Origin of the sequence: Methylobacterium adhaesivum, assembly GCF_022179065.1 — a bacterium.
Lineage (GTDB): Bacteria > Pseudomonadota > Alphaproteobacteria > Rhizobiales > Beijerinckiaceae > Methylobacterium > Methylobacterium adhaesivum.
Genome location: NZ_BPQD01000004.1, coordinates 30,329 through 44,056, shown reverse-complemented (window position 1 = coordinate 44,056; position 13,728 = coordinate 30,329). Strand labels below are relative to the sequence as shown.

18 protein-coding genes and 1 tRNA gene are annotated in these 13,728 nt (G+C 70.0%); 7 read left to right on the top strand and 12 right to left on the bottom strand.

Annotated features, from left to right (window positions below; all coding sequences use genetic code 11):
- On the top strand, nt 1-1,955 hold a 1,955-nt coding region (locus MFF01_RS06560), incomplete at its 5' end, for a translocation/assembly module TamB domain-containing protein (protein ID WP_238223195.1).
- Nucleotides 1,956-1,977: 22 nt separating this feature from the next.
- Here the strand turns inward: MFF01_RS06560 and MFF01_RS06555 are convergent.
- Nucleotides 1,978-2,166, bottom strand: coding sequence for a hypothetical protein (locus tag MFF01_RS06555; protein WP_238223194.1), 189 nt, complete (start codon nt 2,164-2,166; stop codon nt 1,978-1,980).
- 103 nt (nt 2,167-2,269) lie between these two features.
- Between MFF01_RS06555 and MFF01_RS06550 the strand changes: the two genes are divergently transcribed.
- The 3 genes from MFF01_RS06550 to MFF01_RS06540 are packed head-to-tail and all read left to right on the top strand — an operon-like array spanning nt 2,270 to nt 3,517.
- Nucleotides 2,270-2,770, top strand: a complete 501-nt coding sequence (locus MFF01_RS06550; protein ID WP_238223193.1) for a peptide deformylase — start codon at nt 2,270-2,272, stop codon at nt 2,768-2,770.
- 43 nt (nt 2,771-2,813) lie between these two features.
- Nucleotides 2,814-3,215: a hypothetical protein gene (locus MFF01_RS06545; protein ID WP_238223192.1), complete on the top strand. Its 402-nt coding sequence runs from the start codon at nt 2,814-2,816 to the stop codon at nt 3,213-3,215.
- Entirely contained in the window at nt 3,212-3,517 is a 306-nt protein-coding gene (locus MFF01_RS06540; RefSeq protein ID WP_238223191.1) for a hypothetical protein, read from the top strand. The genes MFF01_RS06545 and MFF01_RS06540 overlap by 4 nt, the downstream gene beginning before the upstream one ends.
- Before the next feature lie 49 nt (nt 3,518-3,566).
- Here MFF01_RS06540 and MFF01_RS06535 read toward each other — a convergent pair whose 3' ends face one another.
- The 10 genes from MFF01_RS06535 to MFF01_RS06490 all read right to left on the bottom strand — a co-directional run bounded on the left by MFF01_RS06535 (nt 3,567) and on the right by MFF01_RS06490 (nt 10,026).
- Entirely contained in the window at nt 3,567-3,776 is a 210-nt protein-coding gene (locus MFF01_RS06535; RefSeq protein ID WP_238223189.1) for a hypothetical protein, read from the bottom strand.
- Nucleotides 3,777-4,036: 260 nt separating this feature from the next.
- The gene (locus MFF01_RS06530) at nt 4,037-4,321 is read right to left on the bottom strand and encodes a hypothetical protein (RefSeq protein ID WP_238223188.1); all 285 of its coding nucleotides are present in this window, start codon (nt 4,319-4,321) and stop codon (nt 4,037-4,039) included.
- Between the two features lie 163 nt (nt 4,322-4,484).
- Nucleotides 4,485-5,054: a DUF2934 domain-containing protein gene (locus MFF01_RS06525; protein WP_238223187.1), complete on the bottom strand. Its 570-nt coding sequence runs from the start codon at nt 5,052-5,054 to the stop codon at nt 4,485-4,487.
- A 116-nt stretch (nt 5,055-5,170) separates the two neighbouring features.
- On the bottom strand, nt 5,171-5,431 hold the full coding sequence (locus tag MFF01_RS06520; protein WP_238223186.1) for a hypothetical protein: 261 nt from the start codon (nt 5,429-5,431) through the stop codon (nt 5,171-5,173).
- 102 nt (nt 5,432-5,533) lie between these two features.
- The gene (locus tag MFF01_RS06515) at nt 5,534-5,938 is read right to left on the bottom strand and encodes a hypothetical protein (protein ID WP_238223185.1); all 405 of its coding nucleotides are present in this window, start codon (nt 5,936-5,938) and stop codon (nt 5,534-5,536) included.
- Nucleotides 5,935-6,303, bottom strand: coding sequence for a hypothetical protein (locus MFF01_RS06510; RefSeq protein WP_238223184.1), 369 nt, complete (start codon nt 6,301-6,303; stop codon nt 5,935-5,937). The genes MFF01_RS06515 and MFF01_RS06510 overlap by 4 nt, the downstream gene beginning before the upstream one ends.
- A 338-nt stretch (nt 6,304-6,641) precedes the next feature.
- Nucleotides 6,642-7,340: a glutathione S-transferase family protein gene (locus MFF01_RS06505; protein ID WP_238223183.1), complete on the bottom strand. Its 699-nt coding sequence runs from the start codon at nt 7,338-7,340 to the stop codon at nt 6,642-6,644.
- 152 nt (nt 7,341-7,492) lie between these two features.
- Complete coding sequence (locus MFF01_RS06500; RefSeq protein WP_238223180.1) at nt 7,493-7,954, bottom strand: hypothetical protein; 462 nt, start codon at nt 7,952-7,954, stop codon at nt 7,493-7,495.
- Between the two features lie 57 nt (nt 7,955-8,011).
- The gene (locus MFF01_RS06495; RefSeq protein WP_238223178.1) at nt 8,012-9,283 is read right to left on the bottom strand and encodes a class I SAM-dependent RNA methyltransferase; all 1,272 of its coding nucleotides are present in this window, start codon (nt 9,281-9,283) and stop codon (nt 8,012-8,014) included.
- Nucleotides 9,280-10,026, bottom strand: coding sequence for a TlyA family RNA methyltransferase (locus MFF01_RS06490; protein WP_238223176.1), 747 nt, complete (start codon nt 10,024-10,026; stop codon nt 9,280-9,282). The genes MFF01_RS06495 and MFF01_RS06490 overlap by 4 nt, the downstream gene beginning before the upstream one ends.
- 235 nt (nt 10,027-10,261) lie before the next feature.
- Here MFF01_RS06490 and MFF01_RS06485 point away from each other — a divergent pair, with 235 nt between their 5' ends.
- Nucleotides 10,262-11,803, top strand: a complete 1,542-nt coding sequence (locus tag MFF01_RS06485) for a CYTH and CHAD domain-containing protein (protein WP_238223174.1) — start codon at nt 10,262-10,264, stop codon at nt 11,801-11,803.
- Nucleotides 11,804-11,834: 31 nt separating this feature from the next.
- On the opposite strand, the gene rlmB is transcribed toward MFF01_RS06485, so the two are convergent.
- On the bottom strand, nt 11,835-12,632 hold the full coding sequence (gene rlmB / locus MFF01_RS06480; RefSeq protein ID WP_238223172.1) for a 23S rRNA (guanosine(2251)-2'-O)-methyltransferase RlmB: 798 nt from the start codon (nt 12,630-12,632) through the stop codon (nt 11,835-11,837).
- 157 nt (nt 12,633-12,789) lie between these two features.
- On the opposite strand from rlmB, the gene MFF01_RS06475 reads away from it, so the two are divergent.
- Both MFF01_RS06475 and MFF01_RS06470 read left to right on the top strand, forming a co-directional pair.
- Nucleotides 12,790-12,865: transfer RNA gene (locus tag MFF01_RS06475), tRNA-Glu, on the top strand.
- Nucleotides 12,866-13,452: 587 nt separating this feature from the next.
- On the top strand, nt 13,453-13,668 hold the full coding sequence (locus MFF01_RS06470; protein ID WP_238223170.1) for a helix-turn-helix domain-containing protein: 216 nt from the start codon (nt 13,453-13,455) through the stop codon (nt 13,666-13,668).
- The last annotated feature ends 60 nt before the right edge of the window (nt 13,669-13,728 follow it).

Genomic DNA, 13,728 nt, shown 5'->3' with positions numbered 1-13,728 from the left:
GCCGCACGGTGTCGAGGGTTTCCCCCGACACCGTGCGGCTCGTCGCCGTGGGCACGCCGAGCGCCAGCGACATCACCCTCACCGCCAAGGCGCGGGGCTTCGACCTCGACGGCGCCGCCCGCCTCGTGCCGGCGGATCGGACCCGGATCGAACTCGCCCGCTTCTCCGCCGCGCGCGGCGGCGATCGCCTCGCGCTGGCCGGTCCCGCCACCATCACGCTCGCGGACGGCGGCGCCCTCATCGACAACCTCGTCATCGCTGCCGGTGCCGGCCGGGTCGCCCTGTCGGGGCGCGCCGGCCCCCGCCTCGATCTCAAGCTCGCCCTGCGCGCCGTGCCCCTTGCCCTCGTGCGGATCGCCTCCCCCGGCCTCGCCCTCACCGGAACCCTCGACGGCGAGGCCGATCTGCGCGGAACGACGGAGCGGCCGGACGGGCATTACGCTCTCACCGTCGCCCGCCTCGTGACGCCGGAGACCCGCAAGGCTGGACTGCCGCCCATCGACGCGAAGGCGAGCGGCACCCTGTCCGAAGGCCGGGCCGGCATCGAGGGCCGGGTCTCGGCGGGGCGTGGCGCCGAGATGACGGTCTCGGGCTCCGTGCCGGTGGCGGCCGGCGGCACCATCGCCCTCAAGCTGAGAGGCACCCTGGAAGCGGCGCTCGCCAACTCCCTCCTCAGCGTCGGCGGGCAGCGCGTCGCCGGCCGCATCGCCCTGGACGCCGGCGTCACCGGCACCCTCGCGGCGCCCCGCGCCGAGGGCGCCGCGACCCTCACCGGCGGGTCCTTCACCGATCCCCTCCAGGGGATCCGGCTCACGAACGTCGAGGGCCGGGTCACGGGGCGCGGCGATACCCTGGTGGTCGAGCGGCTGACGGCGCTGACCCGAAACGGCGGCACCCTGCGGGCCGACGGTCGCGTCGCCCTGCAACCTGCGTCGGGCTTTCCTGGGAGCCTCCGGCTCACCGCCGAGCGGGCCGAACTCGTGTCGAGCCCGCTCATGACGGCGGTGGCGAGCCTGAACCTCGCCCTGAGCGGTCCCCTGGCCCGCACGCCGAAGATCTCGGGGCGCGTTGATCTCGTTTCCGTCGACGTCACGGTGCCGGATCGTCTGCCGGCGAGCGTGAAGCCCCTCGACGGCGTGCGCCACGTCAACACCCCGCCTGAGGTCCGCGTACGCCTCGCCGCCCGCGCTGACCGCAAGGCCGCCGTCGCGGCGGCCGGACGTCGGCGGGGCAAGGCCGCCGTGCCCTTTGACGCCACCCTCGACGTGGCGGTGAACGCGCCGAACCGCATCTTCGTGCGCGGGCGGGGCATCGACGCCGAACTCGGGGGCGCCTTACGCCTCACCGGCTCCTCGCGCGACCCCGTGGCGACGGGCGAGTTCGAGATGCGGCGCGGCCGCCTCAGCGTAGTCGGGCAGCGCCTTGACTTCACCCGTGGCCGCTTGACCTTCGGCGGTGAGATCGCGCAGCCCGACCTCGATTTCCTGGCCGAGACCAAGGCCGCCGAGATCACGGCCCGCATCGCCGTTACCGGCCCGGCGAGCCAGCCCGCGTTCACGATCACCTCCGACCCGTCCCTGCCGCAGGACGAGGTGCTCTCACGCCTCCTGTTCAAGAAGGCGTCCGGCGGCCTGTCGCCGTTCCAGGCACTTCAGCTCGCCCAGGCCGTGGCCCAGTTCTCCGGGGGCGCCGGGGGCGTCGACGTGTTCGAGCAGGCGCGTAAGGGCCTCGGCCTCGACAGCCTCGACATCTCCACGGGGGCGAGCGGCGGCCCGGCGGTGGGGGCCTCGCGCTATCTCAGCGACAAGCTCAGCGTCGGGGTGAAGGCCGGGGCCAAGCCCGCCGACACGGCGGCCACCGTCGATTACGACGTGACGCGCCGGATCAAGATCCAGGGCGAGGCCGGCAGCGACGGGCGCACGGCCGTCGGCGTCGGCGCCGAGTGGGAATATTGATCCGCGGGTCGGGTGGAGGCCCTCAGCGCATCAGCCAGAGGGACTGCCCGAACCCACTGAGCGGGACGTGGAAACGGGTCACCAGCACAATGGCCCACAGCAGCCCAAGGACGCTCGTCAGTCCGAGCAGAATGATCTCGGCGCGCTCATGCAGGCGATTTCGCGCGTTTCGTGCGGTCAGGGGGCTCGTCTCGTGTCCGTTGCGCGCCATCCGGTCTCCTTTCGTTTCACAAACCGCCACGGGGGCGGCCCTAGGAACTCGCAAGGCCCACGCCAGACCCCGCCGCTGAACCGCCCATCACCGGAGCCGCATCGTGCCCGCCCGACCCCTCCTGTTCTTCCCCGATCCACGCCTTCGCCTGCCGGCCGCGCCCGTCCTCGCCTTCGACGCGGCCCTCCGGTCGGCGGCGGAGGATCTGTTCGAAACCCTCAAGGTGGTCTCGGCCCTGGGGCTCACCCTGCCCCATCTCGGCCTCCTTCAGCGGGTGATGGTGGTGCGCCTGGAGCCCGACGAACCGGCCGTGACCTACGTGAACCCCGAGATCGTGTGGGCTTCGCCCGAGCGGGCGCCGCAGATGGAAGGCAGCGTCTCGATGCCGCGCGTCACTGACCGGGTCGACCGCGCCACCCATGTGCGCCTGCGTTTCCACGATCTCGACGGTTCCGTGCACGAGGAGAATGCGGAGGGATTCCGCGCCGCGTGCCTGCAGCACGAGGTCGACCAGCTCGACGGCATCTTCTGGATCGACCGTCTGTCGCGCCTACGCCGAGACAGGGCGGTGAAGCGATTTGCCAAGCTGGCGCGACCGGGCTGAACCTCCTGTTCCGCCGCGATTCCGTGCGTGATACGCAGGTAGGATGCGCTTCGCTCTTCCGACGCTCCTGTCCGTGATTCTGGGAAGCTCCGCCCTTCCGGCACTGTCGGCTCCCGCGGCGCCGCCCGTCATCGGCTGCGCCTCTCTGGCCAATCTCCGCATCCTCCTGCGGCAGACGGGCGCCGATCCGGTGAAGACGGCAGCACTCCTGTCCGACAGCAAGGCGGACCACCTCGGATGTGCGATCCTCGGGCGCGACGCCGTCACAGCCTTGGCGGATCACACCGCCCTCGACGGCAGCGCCTACGATTGCGTTGCGGTTCGCACCACCAGCGTTTGCCAATGGACGGTCGCTGGTTCTGTTACCCTGCCCGAGCCGGGGCGCGCCGCGCGCCGGGGGACGGCCGATGCCGGCAAGGCCGCGAAGGATAAGCCCTCACGATGAGCCGTTCCGCCCAATATCTCGCAACGCTGCTCCTGGTGCTGGCCGGGGGAGGCACGGCTGATTCGGCGCCGGACAGCCAATCGGTCGTCGCCTGCGAAACCCTGGTCGGCCTTCGCGTGCTCATGGGCGACGGCGCCCCCGATCACGCCTCGGCCATCTCGCGCCTGCCCAGCCATCCGGCCTGCCGGCTCGTTTCGCGTGACCGCGTCGGCGTAGCAGAGCACAGGGCGATGGTGGGCGGCGCGCCGTTCGAATGCCTCGTCATCCGCGACGAGACCCGCTGCGCCTGGGTCCTGCCCTGACGCCAAGAGGCTGCGCGCGACCGGCCGAATGGCCGGTCGCGGCCGGGCATCAGGCGTTCAGGGGCGCGCCGATCCGTGCGCGCAGCTGGTGGCGCAGGTTCTGATTGGCACTGGTATCGGCGTCCAGTGCCGACATCAGGCGCAGGAGTCGGCTGATGGGGGTCGAGCGGTCACGGACCGCCGCGTCGATCTGGTCCTGCAGCGTCGTCTGCTCGCAGGGAAACTCGGTGGTCTCGCTCGAAAGGGCCGACTGGAGCATGGGTCCGCGAATCCGTCGCTGTGATCAGGCTAATCCCGCGCGGCTCGCTACGCCATGTTCCGGTGAGGCGCCACCCCCTTTTTGCCGTCTATCCATAGCCGACACGAATTTTTGGGTCTCAGGTCGTGTGTCCGCACCAAGTCGGTTAATCGCCGGCGCCGAGACGAGGACGCCCTGAGGCCCTCCGACTCGGCCGTCACGGGATTGATTCTCGTCGCGTGTCCGGCCCCAACCTCGTCGAGGCCGGACCTCCCGCCACTTCAACGCGGAAAGATGTGGAAGCCGTCGTCGGGCAGCAGATTGCGGGCGGGTCCGCCGGTCTGCTGACCACGCCCTTGCTGGTAGTAAGGCAGCTCGGGGCGGCGATCGTTGTCGCTACCGGAATCGTACTCGTAGGGCTGGCTCCACGGGGCACGGCCGCCAATGCCGGCGGTCGTCTCGAACGCTCCGGGAGCCGCGGCGGCACCGTAGCCATAAGGCCTTGCCTCCGCTGCAACGGGCACGACGAGGGCGAGGACGACGAGGATTGGCCGGGCGGTTCTCATGATCGATCTCGCGGTGCGCGCCGGGGCGTCGCGTCCCCCGCCGTGATTCGGCGCGTCAACGCCACGCTCGGATCGCGTGTTCCCGCCCGGGTCCGCGAAACGGCGAAGCCCGCCGTCCTCGTCGGACGGCGGGCTTCGAGGGACACGCGGAAGGGTGGTGCCGTCAGTGCATGACGATGCCGGATTCGATGCCGGAGGTTTTGGCGCGGGATGCGGCGGTCTTAGCCTTCGTGGCGGTGCTCTTTGAAGACGGGCTTTTGGCGGCCGTGACCTTCGTGGAGGCCGGGGCGGCATTGGTGTTCGTCGCCTTGGTCGAAGCGGCCTTGGTTGCAGTTTTCTTCGTGACAGTCTTTTCGGTTGCGGCCGCTTCGGTGGAAGCCGTCCCGATCGAAGCCGTCTTGGCGGCGGTGGACCGGGCCGTCTTGGCCGGGACCTTCACCGCGGGGGCCTTGGTCGCTGGAGCTTTGGTCGACTTCGCTACGTCGTTGGCGGCTTCCACCGTGGCGGCGACAGCCTTGGCGGCGCTCCGGGTGCCGGCCTTTGGCTTCAGGGTACGGGTGGGGCGCGGCGCCAGATCCGTCTCGGTCTCCACCGCCTGGACATGCAGCGGCCGACTGGCCTGCAGCTCGCCTTCGGCGCGCAGCCAATGGTCGGTGGCCCGGCCGAACACGCGGCCCTCGTCTTCCCAGATGAAATAGGCGCGTTCTCGCACCTGCTGTTCGAAGGGTGGCATCGCAGTCTCCTCGTGACGTCTGGGCCGACGATGGAAGCGGATGGTTAACGGGGAGTTAACCATGTTGACGCCCGAATCCACTGTCCCCCGCCGCCGCGCCGGCGAAACGATGCGGCCTAACTTTTCGACAAGCGCCGTGCGTTGGCGCGTACCTTCCGGCGATATCCCGCCACGACCTTGGCCGTGGAAGCGCCCGTCGCCATGAGCAGGGCCGCCTCGCCGGCCGCCGCGATCTTCTCGCTCACCATCCGGTGCGCCTCCGCCTCAGCGGCCTGTCCGCCTGCGGCGAGCTTGGCCAGCCGCAGGCCGATCACCTGCTGGGATTCCATCGCCAGCAGGGTCGCGTCGAGACCGAGTTTCCACCACGCACCGAACATTCTGGCCCTTCCGCGAACCGCCGGGCCGCCCGCCGAACTCCGGTCGATCCTTTGGGAACGGCGGGGTTCGGCCTCGGGCGAGCGCCGCGCGGGCTAATGATCTCAGTCGAACGAGCGGCCCTTGGCGGCGGAGCCGCCCAGGCTGATCTTCTTGGCCGGGGCGCCCGCGAGGCTGATCTTGCGGGCGGGGGCGGCGGCCGCTTCCGTGGGCACGGCGGGCCGGGCGGGCTTCAGGCGCGACTGGCCGAAGACCACCGAGCCGATTTCGCCGGCCACGCGCACGAGGTCCTCGCGTTCGCAGGCCCGGGCCACCGTGAGGCCGAGCTGGTGCATGTGGCTCTTGCCGTAGAGGTAGACCGCCAGTTTCGAGCGGGTCGGCTCGGAGATGGTCGCCAGGAGCTCGGGCAGGTCGTCCGCATCGGCCCGATAGACCTCTCCGAGGAGATCGAGGGAGACCGGGCAGGCTGGATCGGCGACGGGACCGCTGGTCGGATGGGACTGGGTCATGGGGTACCTGTCTGTGCAATGGGAACGGGTGTGGCAGGGAGGGCCGGGGCGGCCGACCCGGTGGCGATGGCGGCCGGATGCTCGGCGTGGGGCTTGGTTGGGACGAGGCAGCCGGTGCAGACCGACGCGATGGCGATGTTGGCCCGGCGCTCCGCCCGCGCCCAGACCGCCTCGTTCCGGGCCCTCGCCTGGCGAGCTTCGTCCTCCCACGTCGGTCCCGAACCGGCGCCGAGGTCCTGCGGTGCCTCGCCGAGGGGTTTGATGCGCAGGAGCAAGGGTTCCTGCGCGTGGGCCGAGAGGGCGAACGTGACGCCCATCGCGCCGGAGGCCGATGCGACGAAGCAGGCGAGGATCGAACGGCGCATCGGCTCCCCGGTCGGCTGCGTTGTGGCGCGACGATCACCGCCGCATGGTTAACAAGGTCTTAGGGAACCCCACGAAACGCCCGGCTCCAGATGATGGGGCGAAGCGCGCACGCGGGAGGTGCCACCGCGACCCGAGAAACGACGCAGCGGCACTCCGCCCAATCGACCGCGCTGCAGCACGACCCTAACCCCGGATCATGGACACCACAATCTGGCTCTGGATGGCCGCGGCCGTCACCTATTCCGGCTTCATGGTCTTCACGATGCGGTCGTGAGGGTGGTGCCCCACGGGCGATGTGTCGGGGCCGATCCGAATGCCGGATCAGCCTCCGGCGGGCCTACCGCGAACCGTCGAGTTCCGCGACGCCGCTGTTGCCGTCGGCGTAGGCGGCTCGGAATGCCGGCCGCTCCTGCCAACGCCGCCAGAACGCGTCGAGGTGCTCGAACCGCTCGTCCAGGGGCGTCGCGTTGACGGGGAACTTGGAGAAGGCAACGGCCGTCGCCAGCGTGATGTCCGAGAACGTCGGTGCTTCCCCGCCGAGCATCCAGTCACGGCCGTCGGCGAGATGCTGGTTCACCAGTCCCGCATGGGCGAGGGCCTCCTTGCGGCAATGCTCACCCCAGGCCGGATTGTGCGTCAGTTCGAGCTTCGGCCCGAGACCCTGATGCAGGACGTGGAACATCGTGGTGATCCGGTACAGGACGTGGACCCAGATGCGGTTGTCCCACATCGTGTCGAGGCCCTGCTCCATCGGAGTCTCGCCCATGATGCGCCGGCCGGGGAACCCCTGATCGAGATACCGGACGATGGCGGCCGTCTCGGACAGGATGGTGCCGTCGGCGAGGCGAAGGGTTGGCGTCTCGCCCCATGGGTTCATCTTCAGGTGACGCCACTGCCTCTGCTCGCCACCGGGAGCCATGTCGTAGACGTGTTCCTCGAACTGATCGGCGATACCCTTCTCGTGCAGGAAGAGGCGCAGCCGCTGCGGATTCGGGAAAGCCGAGGGCGAGGTGAAGAGGCGAGGCTTGGCCGTCATTCGAATATCCAGGGTGGGGTGTCGATTTGGAAATGGATCGGCCGCGTCGGGCTGGATCGAGCTGAGCGAACGGCCCATCGCAACGCCCGCGACGGGGCACGGCGAGACCGGTCGATGATCGGGGCTCGACGGGATGGTTTGCGTTCGGACCCTCAGGTCCTGTCGTCCTTGTCGATGGCCGCGCAGGTCGTGACCGGGACGTCGCTCATACGCGACAGCGAGCAGGTCACCAGGGCCTTGCCGAGATCGATTTGGCTGTGGCGCTTGGTTTCGGCGCTCGCCCGCGCCGTGCGCCCGGCCTCCGCGATGGCCTCTGCGGGCAGGCCGTTGACGGCGTGCCCGGCCTTCCCGAGCAGGGTGAAATAGGCGTCCGGCAGGGTCTGTCCCTTGAACTGGGCGCCGGCGGCCGAAAGCTCGTCGCAGGCCAGGGTCAGGCCGATTCCGTCGCGCGTGGTGAACTCCGCGAAGTCGGCGGTGCGTCGCACGACGGTCGCCTCCGTCGCCGCCCCGACGCGGTCGATGAGATCGCCGCACGGATCCGCCAGGGCGGGGGTCGCCAGTACGGGCGATGCGAGCGCGAGGGTGAGGCCGAAGATCGTTGAGGTGATGCGCATGGCCTCCCACCTAGGGGCGGCCCCGCGGTTGTCGAGCGGCCTCGTGCCAAGGTGCTCTTATGCCAGGGAGGCGCGCCGCCGGCGCACGACGGTTCGGCGAAAGACCCCCACCACCTCGACGTGGCTCGAATATTTGAACTGGTCTACGGGCGTGACGCTGTCCAGGCGGTAGCCGCCCGCCACCAGGGTCGCAGCGTCGCGGGCGAAGGTGCCGGCATCGCAGGCGACGCCCACCACCAGAGGCACCTTGCTTTCGGCGAGGCGGGCGGCCTGGGCCTGTGCCCCGGCACGGGGCGGATCGAACACCGCCGCATCGTAGGCATCGAGTTCGATGGGCAGGAGCGGGCGCCGGAACAGATCGCGCCGCTCCGTCGTGACCCGGCGCAGGGACGGGGTGGCGCGCACGGCCCGGTCCAGGCTCGCGAGGGCCGCCCCCTCGCCCTCCACCGCATGGACGTCGCAGCGCCTGGCCAGGGCCAGACTGAACGGGCCGCTGCCGGCGAATAGGTCGACGACGCGCTTCGTTTTCTTGTCGAGGGCTGCCAGGACCAGGGCCGTCAAGGCGGCTTCACCGGCCTGCGTCGCCTGGAGGAACCCGCCCGGCGGGGGGGCGAGGCGGATGCCGTCGGTCTCGATCACCGGCGCGCGGCGCTCGACGAGAATTTCGCCGTGCAGCGACAGGCGGGCGAGGTCGAGTTCGTCCGCGAGGCGCACGAGAACGGCCCTCACGCCCTCGGCCACGGGACCGTGGCCCCGGATGTCGACGTCGAGCCCGGCATCGGTGGCCGTGAAGGCGACGTCGAGGGGCTTGCGGCCGTGGCCGAGGGGCGCACTGAGCACCGTCGCCACGGCGGGCGCCCGGTGAAGCGCCGGGACGGTGATGGGGCAATGATCGATGGCGACGAGGTCGTGGCTTCGGGCCGCCATGAGGCCGGCGCGGGCACCCCCCTCCCCGGCGCGCACATGCAGCGTCAGGCGTCGGCGTCCCTCGCCATGGGCGTCCTGCAGCGGCTCGGGTTCGGCGTCGAGGCCGGCTTGCGACAGGGCCTGCCCGACCAGCGCCCGCTTCCAGGCGGCGTAAGGCTCGGGCGCCCAGTGCTGGACGGCGCAGCCGCCGCAGGTTCCGAAATACGGGCAGAACGGCGCGATCCGGTCCGGCGAGGCCACCTCGACGGCGAGGAGCTGCCCACGCGCCCCCTCGCGACGGATGGCGACGCGCTCGCCCGGCAGGGCGTAGGCGACGGCCGTGCCATCCGGGGCCATGCCGTCGCCGCGCGCGCCGAGCTTCGCGATGGTGACCCTATCGGCGGTCGCAGGGGAGTCGGTCATGGAACTGCTTTCCGGCGCGCTCCCAAGAGGAACTCGCGATTGCCGTCGCCGCCGGTGACGGGGGACGGGATGAGGCCGAGGATCGTGAAGCCCGCCGCCGCGACGAAGTCCCGGATCTCGGCGCAGACCGCCTCGTGGATGGCGGTGTCGCGGACGATGCCGCCCCGCCCGATCCGCTCGCGGCCAGCCTCGAATTGCGGTTTGACGAGGGCTGCCAGCGCCGCGTCCTCCCCCATCAGCCTCGCCACGGTCGGCACCACGAGGCGCAGCGAGATGAAGCTCACGTCGATGGCGACCAGCATCGGGGCCACCGGGATCGTCGTTGCATCGAGACTGCGGGCATCACATCCCTCCAGGCTCGTCACCCGCGGATGAGTGCGCAGGGACGGGTGCAGCTGATCGCGCCCGACATCGACGGCATAGACATGGGCGGCGCCACGCCCGAGGAGTGCGTCGGTGAAGCCGCCTGTGGAGGCGCCGACATCGAGGCAGGCGAGATCCGTCGGATCGAAGCCGAAGGCGTCGAGGGCGGCGACGAGCTTGAGACCGCCGCGCGAGACGAAGGGATGCGGGGCTGTGGCCTCGATGCGCACATTCGGATCGAGAAGGTCTGAGGCGCGCGCGACGACCTGCCCATCGGCGCGCACGAGGCCCGCCGCGATGGCGCCCTGCGCCCGCGCCCGACTCTCGAAATGGCCGCGCTCGACCAGGAGGCGATCGGCCCTGATCCGGTCCCGCGTCATGCCCAAACTCAAAACTCAATGCCCCGCAGTGCGTCTCACCGGCGCGGACAGCGTCCGCTACACCACAAAACGGCGTCCGCGAACGAAAATCATGCGCGTTCGCCTCGCGCCGGCGTGCCCGCCCGTTGCATGAATGGGGAACGGGGGCCGATCCTGCCCGGGAACGGACATCGGACGACGGCTTTGAGGTCGCATCGTCCGGCCTCCCGAGCCGGCCGCCAGAGCAGGACAGACCATGACCACGCCGCGCGAGATCGAGTTGAAGCTGGAATGCGGGGTCGCCGACCTCCCCGCCCTCGCGAGCCATCCCCTGCTGCAGGCGGACGGGACGCCAGAGCCGGTGGTTCTCACCTCGATCTACTTCGACACGGCCAAGGGCGACCTGCGTCGGGCGGGCCTGACCCTGCGGGTCCGCCGGGAGGGCGAGCGCCGCGTCCAGACGGTGAAGGCGGCTGCGTCTGGCGCGGGCCTGTTCGACCGCGCCGAATGGGAGGGCGAGATCGCCGGGGAGAGGCCCGACCTCGATCGCCTGGCCGAGACGCCGGTGCCGGCGCTGTTGGCGGACCTGTCCGACACCGATCTCCAACCCGTCCTCACGACCGTGGTGGAGCGCACCACCCGCCTCGTGGTCCACGGCGATTCATTGATTTTCGTGACCCTCGACCAGGGGCGCATCGAGACGAAGGGCGGCGACGTGCCCCTCTGCGAGGTCGAGCTCGAACTCGAGGAGGGTAAGCCCGGCGACCTGTTCGGCCTCGCCCAGGCGCTCGCCGAGACCGTGCCCCTGCGCCTCGGGGCCCTGAGCAAGAGCGCCCGCGGCTGGAGCCTCCTCGACGGCACCCTGCGCAAGTCGAGCAAGTCCGGCGCCGTCCGCCTCGCGCCGGAGGCGACGGCCGGCGAGGCGTTCCGGACCATCGCCCAGGCCTGCCTGCATCACCTGCGTCTCAACGAAGACGTGTTCCTCCAGCGGCGCCATCCCGAAGGGCTTCACCAGATCCGCGTGGCCCTGCGGCGCCTGCGCTCGGCCCTCACCCTGTTCAAGCCGATCCTCGCGGGCGACCCGGCGACGGCGCACCTGCGCGACGAGATCAAACGCGTTACCGAACCGTTCGGGCGGGCACGTAACCTCGACGTGTTCCTTGAGACGACCCTGCCGGCGGAACTGGAGAAGCGGCCCGACGAAGCCGGCCTGAACGACCTGCGCACCCGGCTCGAGGCCGAGCGCGACCGGGCGCATGATGCCGTCATCGCCACCCTCGAATCGCCGGCCTGGCGCAGCCTGATCCTCGATGTCGCCGCCTGGATCGAGACGGGGGCGTGGCGCAGTCAGACGGACGCGCCGGTGCGCGACGCTCCGGCGGAGGATTTCGCGGCTGACATCCTCGACCGCGCCCGCCGCCGCATCCGCAAGCGTGGACGCCACCTCGACCGGATCGACTCCGAGGCACGTCACCGTGTCCGGATCGAGGGCAAGAAACTGCGCTACGGCGCCGAGTTCTTCGCCAGCCTCTATGCCGACGGCAAGCGGCAGAAGCGCCACAAGGCCTTCGTCTCGGCCCTGTCGGACCTGCAGGACCATCTCGGCGCCCTGAACGACATGGCGACGGCCCACGAGGTCCTGGCGGGACTCACCCATGACGGGTCCGGTGTCCCGGCCGAGACCCTGTTTGCCGCCGGCCTGACGGCGGCCGACAACGAAGCCTCGACCAAGGCCCTCCTCGCCAAGGCGGCGGAGGCCCATGGTGATCTCATGGACGTGAAGCCGTTCTGGCGGTGAGGTGGAGCCTTCGGGCCGCCAATGGCAGCCCTCAGCGGCCGACGCTGAGGGCGTAGAGGGTGATGGCCGCAGCGTTCGACACGTTGATGCTCCGGATCTCGCCCCGGAACGGGATCCGGGCCAAAACGTCGCAATTGTCTCGGGTGCGCTGGCGCAGACCCTTGCCCTCGGCACCCAGCACGATCACCGCCGGGCGCTTCGGACCGATGGTGTCGAGGTCGGTGTCGGCGTCGGAATCGAGGCCGATGCGGGTGAAGCCGCGCTCGCCCAGCTCGATCAGCGCCTCGGAGAGATTGCGCACGATGACGAGGGGGACGTGCTCGAGGCCGCCCGAGGCGGATTTGGCGAGCACGCCCGTGGCGGTGGGCGAATGGCGCGCCGTGGTGATGATCCCGGCGACCCCGAAGGCGGCGGCCGTGCGGACGATGGCCCCGACATTGTGCGGATCGGTGATCTGGTCGAGGGCGAGGAGTAGGGCGTCGTCTGGTAGGTCGTCGAGGTCGGGGCCCGGCAGCGGGTCGGCTTCGAGGTAGAGGCCCTGGTGCACGGCGTCCGGCCCGAGGAGGGCGTTGATGGCGCTCGGCCGAACCAGTTCGGGATCGATGCGAAGCTGTCCGATCTCCTCCGTCAGGCGTGCCATGGCGTTCTCGGTGGCGAGGAGCCGATGCAGGCGGCGCCCCTCGTTGGCCAGCGCCTGGGCGACGGGGTGCCAGCCGTAGAGCACCACGCGGTCACCCTCCGGTCCGGACGGCCGGGGCCGGAAGCGGTCGCCGCTGGGACCGGGCCGTCTCGTCTGCCGGCCCGGCGGGCCGTCGCGTCGCGTGGTCATGGGGTGCTGTCCGCCGTCTCTGGAGAGGTGCGGGAAACGCCCGCCCCGATGTTCCGCGACAAACCGGCCACCGGCCTTTTCGTCAAGCGGCAAACTTGTCCGCAAACACCCGTTGCTCCCGCCGCCGATCCCGCCTATAGAGGCCTCGCTCCGACCAGCGCCCTTCGTCTAGCGGTCCAGGACGTCGCCCTTTCACGGCGAAAACACGGGTTCGATTCCCGTAGGGCGCGCCAACTATCTTAAGCACTTAACTTCGATTTGTGTTGGCCCCGGAGCATTCGTTGTCGAATTCGTTGCCGGGTGGTGGCGGTCATGAGCGACGAAAAAATCCCGTCCCCTGTCTCCTATAGCGATCCAATCGCACCGACCTCCAAAATCTGTATCAGAGCTTGAGGGCCAGGTGGCTGCTTGGGCTCTTGCTCATGGCGAGGACCCGGCAGGCGCGCTCAGAGAGCTCCGACGCCCGACAGCGCTTGCCCGCCTCATCTATCGCGTGTTCGGCGTTGATCGTCCCCGGAAGAAACCGGGCCCGAAACCGAAGCCCGGCCTTGATGCGCTTGTGATTGCCATCGCCCACGATCTCGATCGCAAAGGAACCAAAGGGTCAGCCAACTGGACTGAGGTTCACTCGCATCTCGACAACCAGGAAGGGCTAATGGGTGAGCTTCTAAGTGTGGCGCCCAGCGCGATAGAGCAGCGCTATCGGCGCGCCAGACGGCGCAACCCGACCTGACATATTCTCTGCGCAGGAATTCGTCCCGAGACGCTATGGCGCTGCATGGGACAGTAATGAGGCCTCTCCCATCAGTGAGGCCCGTCCATGCCATCGATCAAAACCGCCCGAAATTCAGAGTTTTTCCCCGCTCCTGCCGCACTGTGCATTGAGGCGGGCGCCGAGTATCTCGGCGTATCCCGCAGCTCCGTTTGGCGTCGCATCAAGGATGGAACGCTGCCCTGTGTCCGTTTGAAAGGGCGCACGCTGCTTCACCGTGACGACCTCGACGCCGTGCTTGCTCGTCATGTGCAGGGCGCGTGATGCGGGTCGTCGACAAGCTGCTCAGGCTGCCTGATTCTGCACAGACCGTCGGGCACACGC

Bases quoted from the DNA above. Each gene is read 5' to 3' on its own strand.
- MFF01_RS06555 (WP_238223194.1), bottom strand. From the start codon at position 2,166: ATGGCGCGCAACGGACACGAGACGAGCCCCCTGACCGCACGAAACGCG.
- MFF01_RS06545 (WP_238223192.1), top strand. From the start codon at position 2,814: ATGCGCTTCGCTCTTCCGACGCTCCTGTCCGTGATTCTGGGAAGCTCC.
- MFF01_RS06540 (WP_238223191.1), top strand. From the start codon at position 3,212: ATGAGCCGTTCCGCCCAATATCTCGCAACGCTGCTCCTGGTGCTGGCC.
- MFF01_RS06535 (WP_238223189.1), bottom strand. From the start codon at position 3,776: ATGCTCCAGTCGGCCCTTTCGAGCGAGACCACCGAGTTTCCCTGCGAG.
- MFF01_RS06530 (WP_238223188.1), bottom strand. From the start codon at position 4,321: ATGAGAACCGCCCGGCCAATCCTCGTCGTCCTCGCCCTCGTCGTGCCC.
- MFF01_RS06525 (WP_238223187.1), bottom strand. From the start codon at position 5,054: ATGCCACCCTTCGAACAGCAGGTGCGAGAACGCGCCTATTTCATCTGG.
- MFF01_RS06520 (WP_238223186.1), bottom strand. From the start codon at position 5,431: ATGTTCGGTGCGTGGTGGAAACTCGGTCTCGACGCGACCCTGCTGGCG.
- MFF01_RS06515 (WP_238223185.1), bottom strand. From the start codon at position 5,938: ATGACCCAGTCCCATCCGACCAGCGGTCCCGTCGCCGATCCAGCCTGC.
- MFF01_RS06510 (WP_238223184.1), bottom strand. From the start codon at position 6,303: ATGCGCCGTTCGATCCTCGCCTGCTTCGTCGCATCGGCCTCCGGCGCG.
- MFF01_RS06505 (WP_238223183.1), bottom strand. From the start codon at position 7,340: ATGACGGCCAAGCCTCGCCTCTTCACCTCGCCCTCGGCTTTCCCGAAT.
- MFF01_RS06500 (WP_238223180.1), bottom strand. From the start codon at position 7,954: ATGCGCATCACCTCAACGATCTTCGGCCTCACCCTCGCGCTCGCATCG.
- MFF01_RS06495 (WP_238223178.1), bottom strand. From the start codon at position 9,283: ATGACCGACTCCCCTGCGACCGCCGATAGGGTCACCATCGCGAAGCTC.
- MFF01_RS06490 (WP_238223176.1), bottom strand. From the start codon at position 10,026: ATGACGCGGGACCGGATCAGGGCCGATCGCCTCCTGGTCGAGCGCGGC.
- MFF01_RS06485 (WP_238223174.1), top strand. From the start codon at position 10,262: ATGACCACGCCGCGCGAGATCGAGTTGAAGCTGGAATGCGGGGTCGCC.
- rlmB (WP_238223172.1), bottom strand. From the start codon at position 12,632: ATGACCACGCGACGCGACGGCCCGCCGGGCCGGCAGACGAGACGGCCC.
- MFF01_RS06470 (WP_238223170.1), top strand. From the start codon at position 13,453: ATGCCATCGATCAAAACCGCCCGAAATTCAGAGTTTTTCCCCGCTCCT.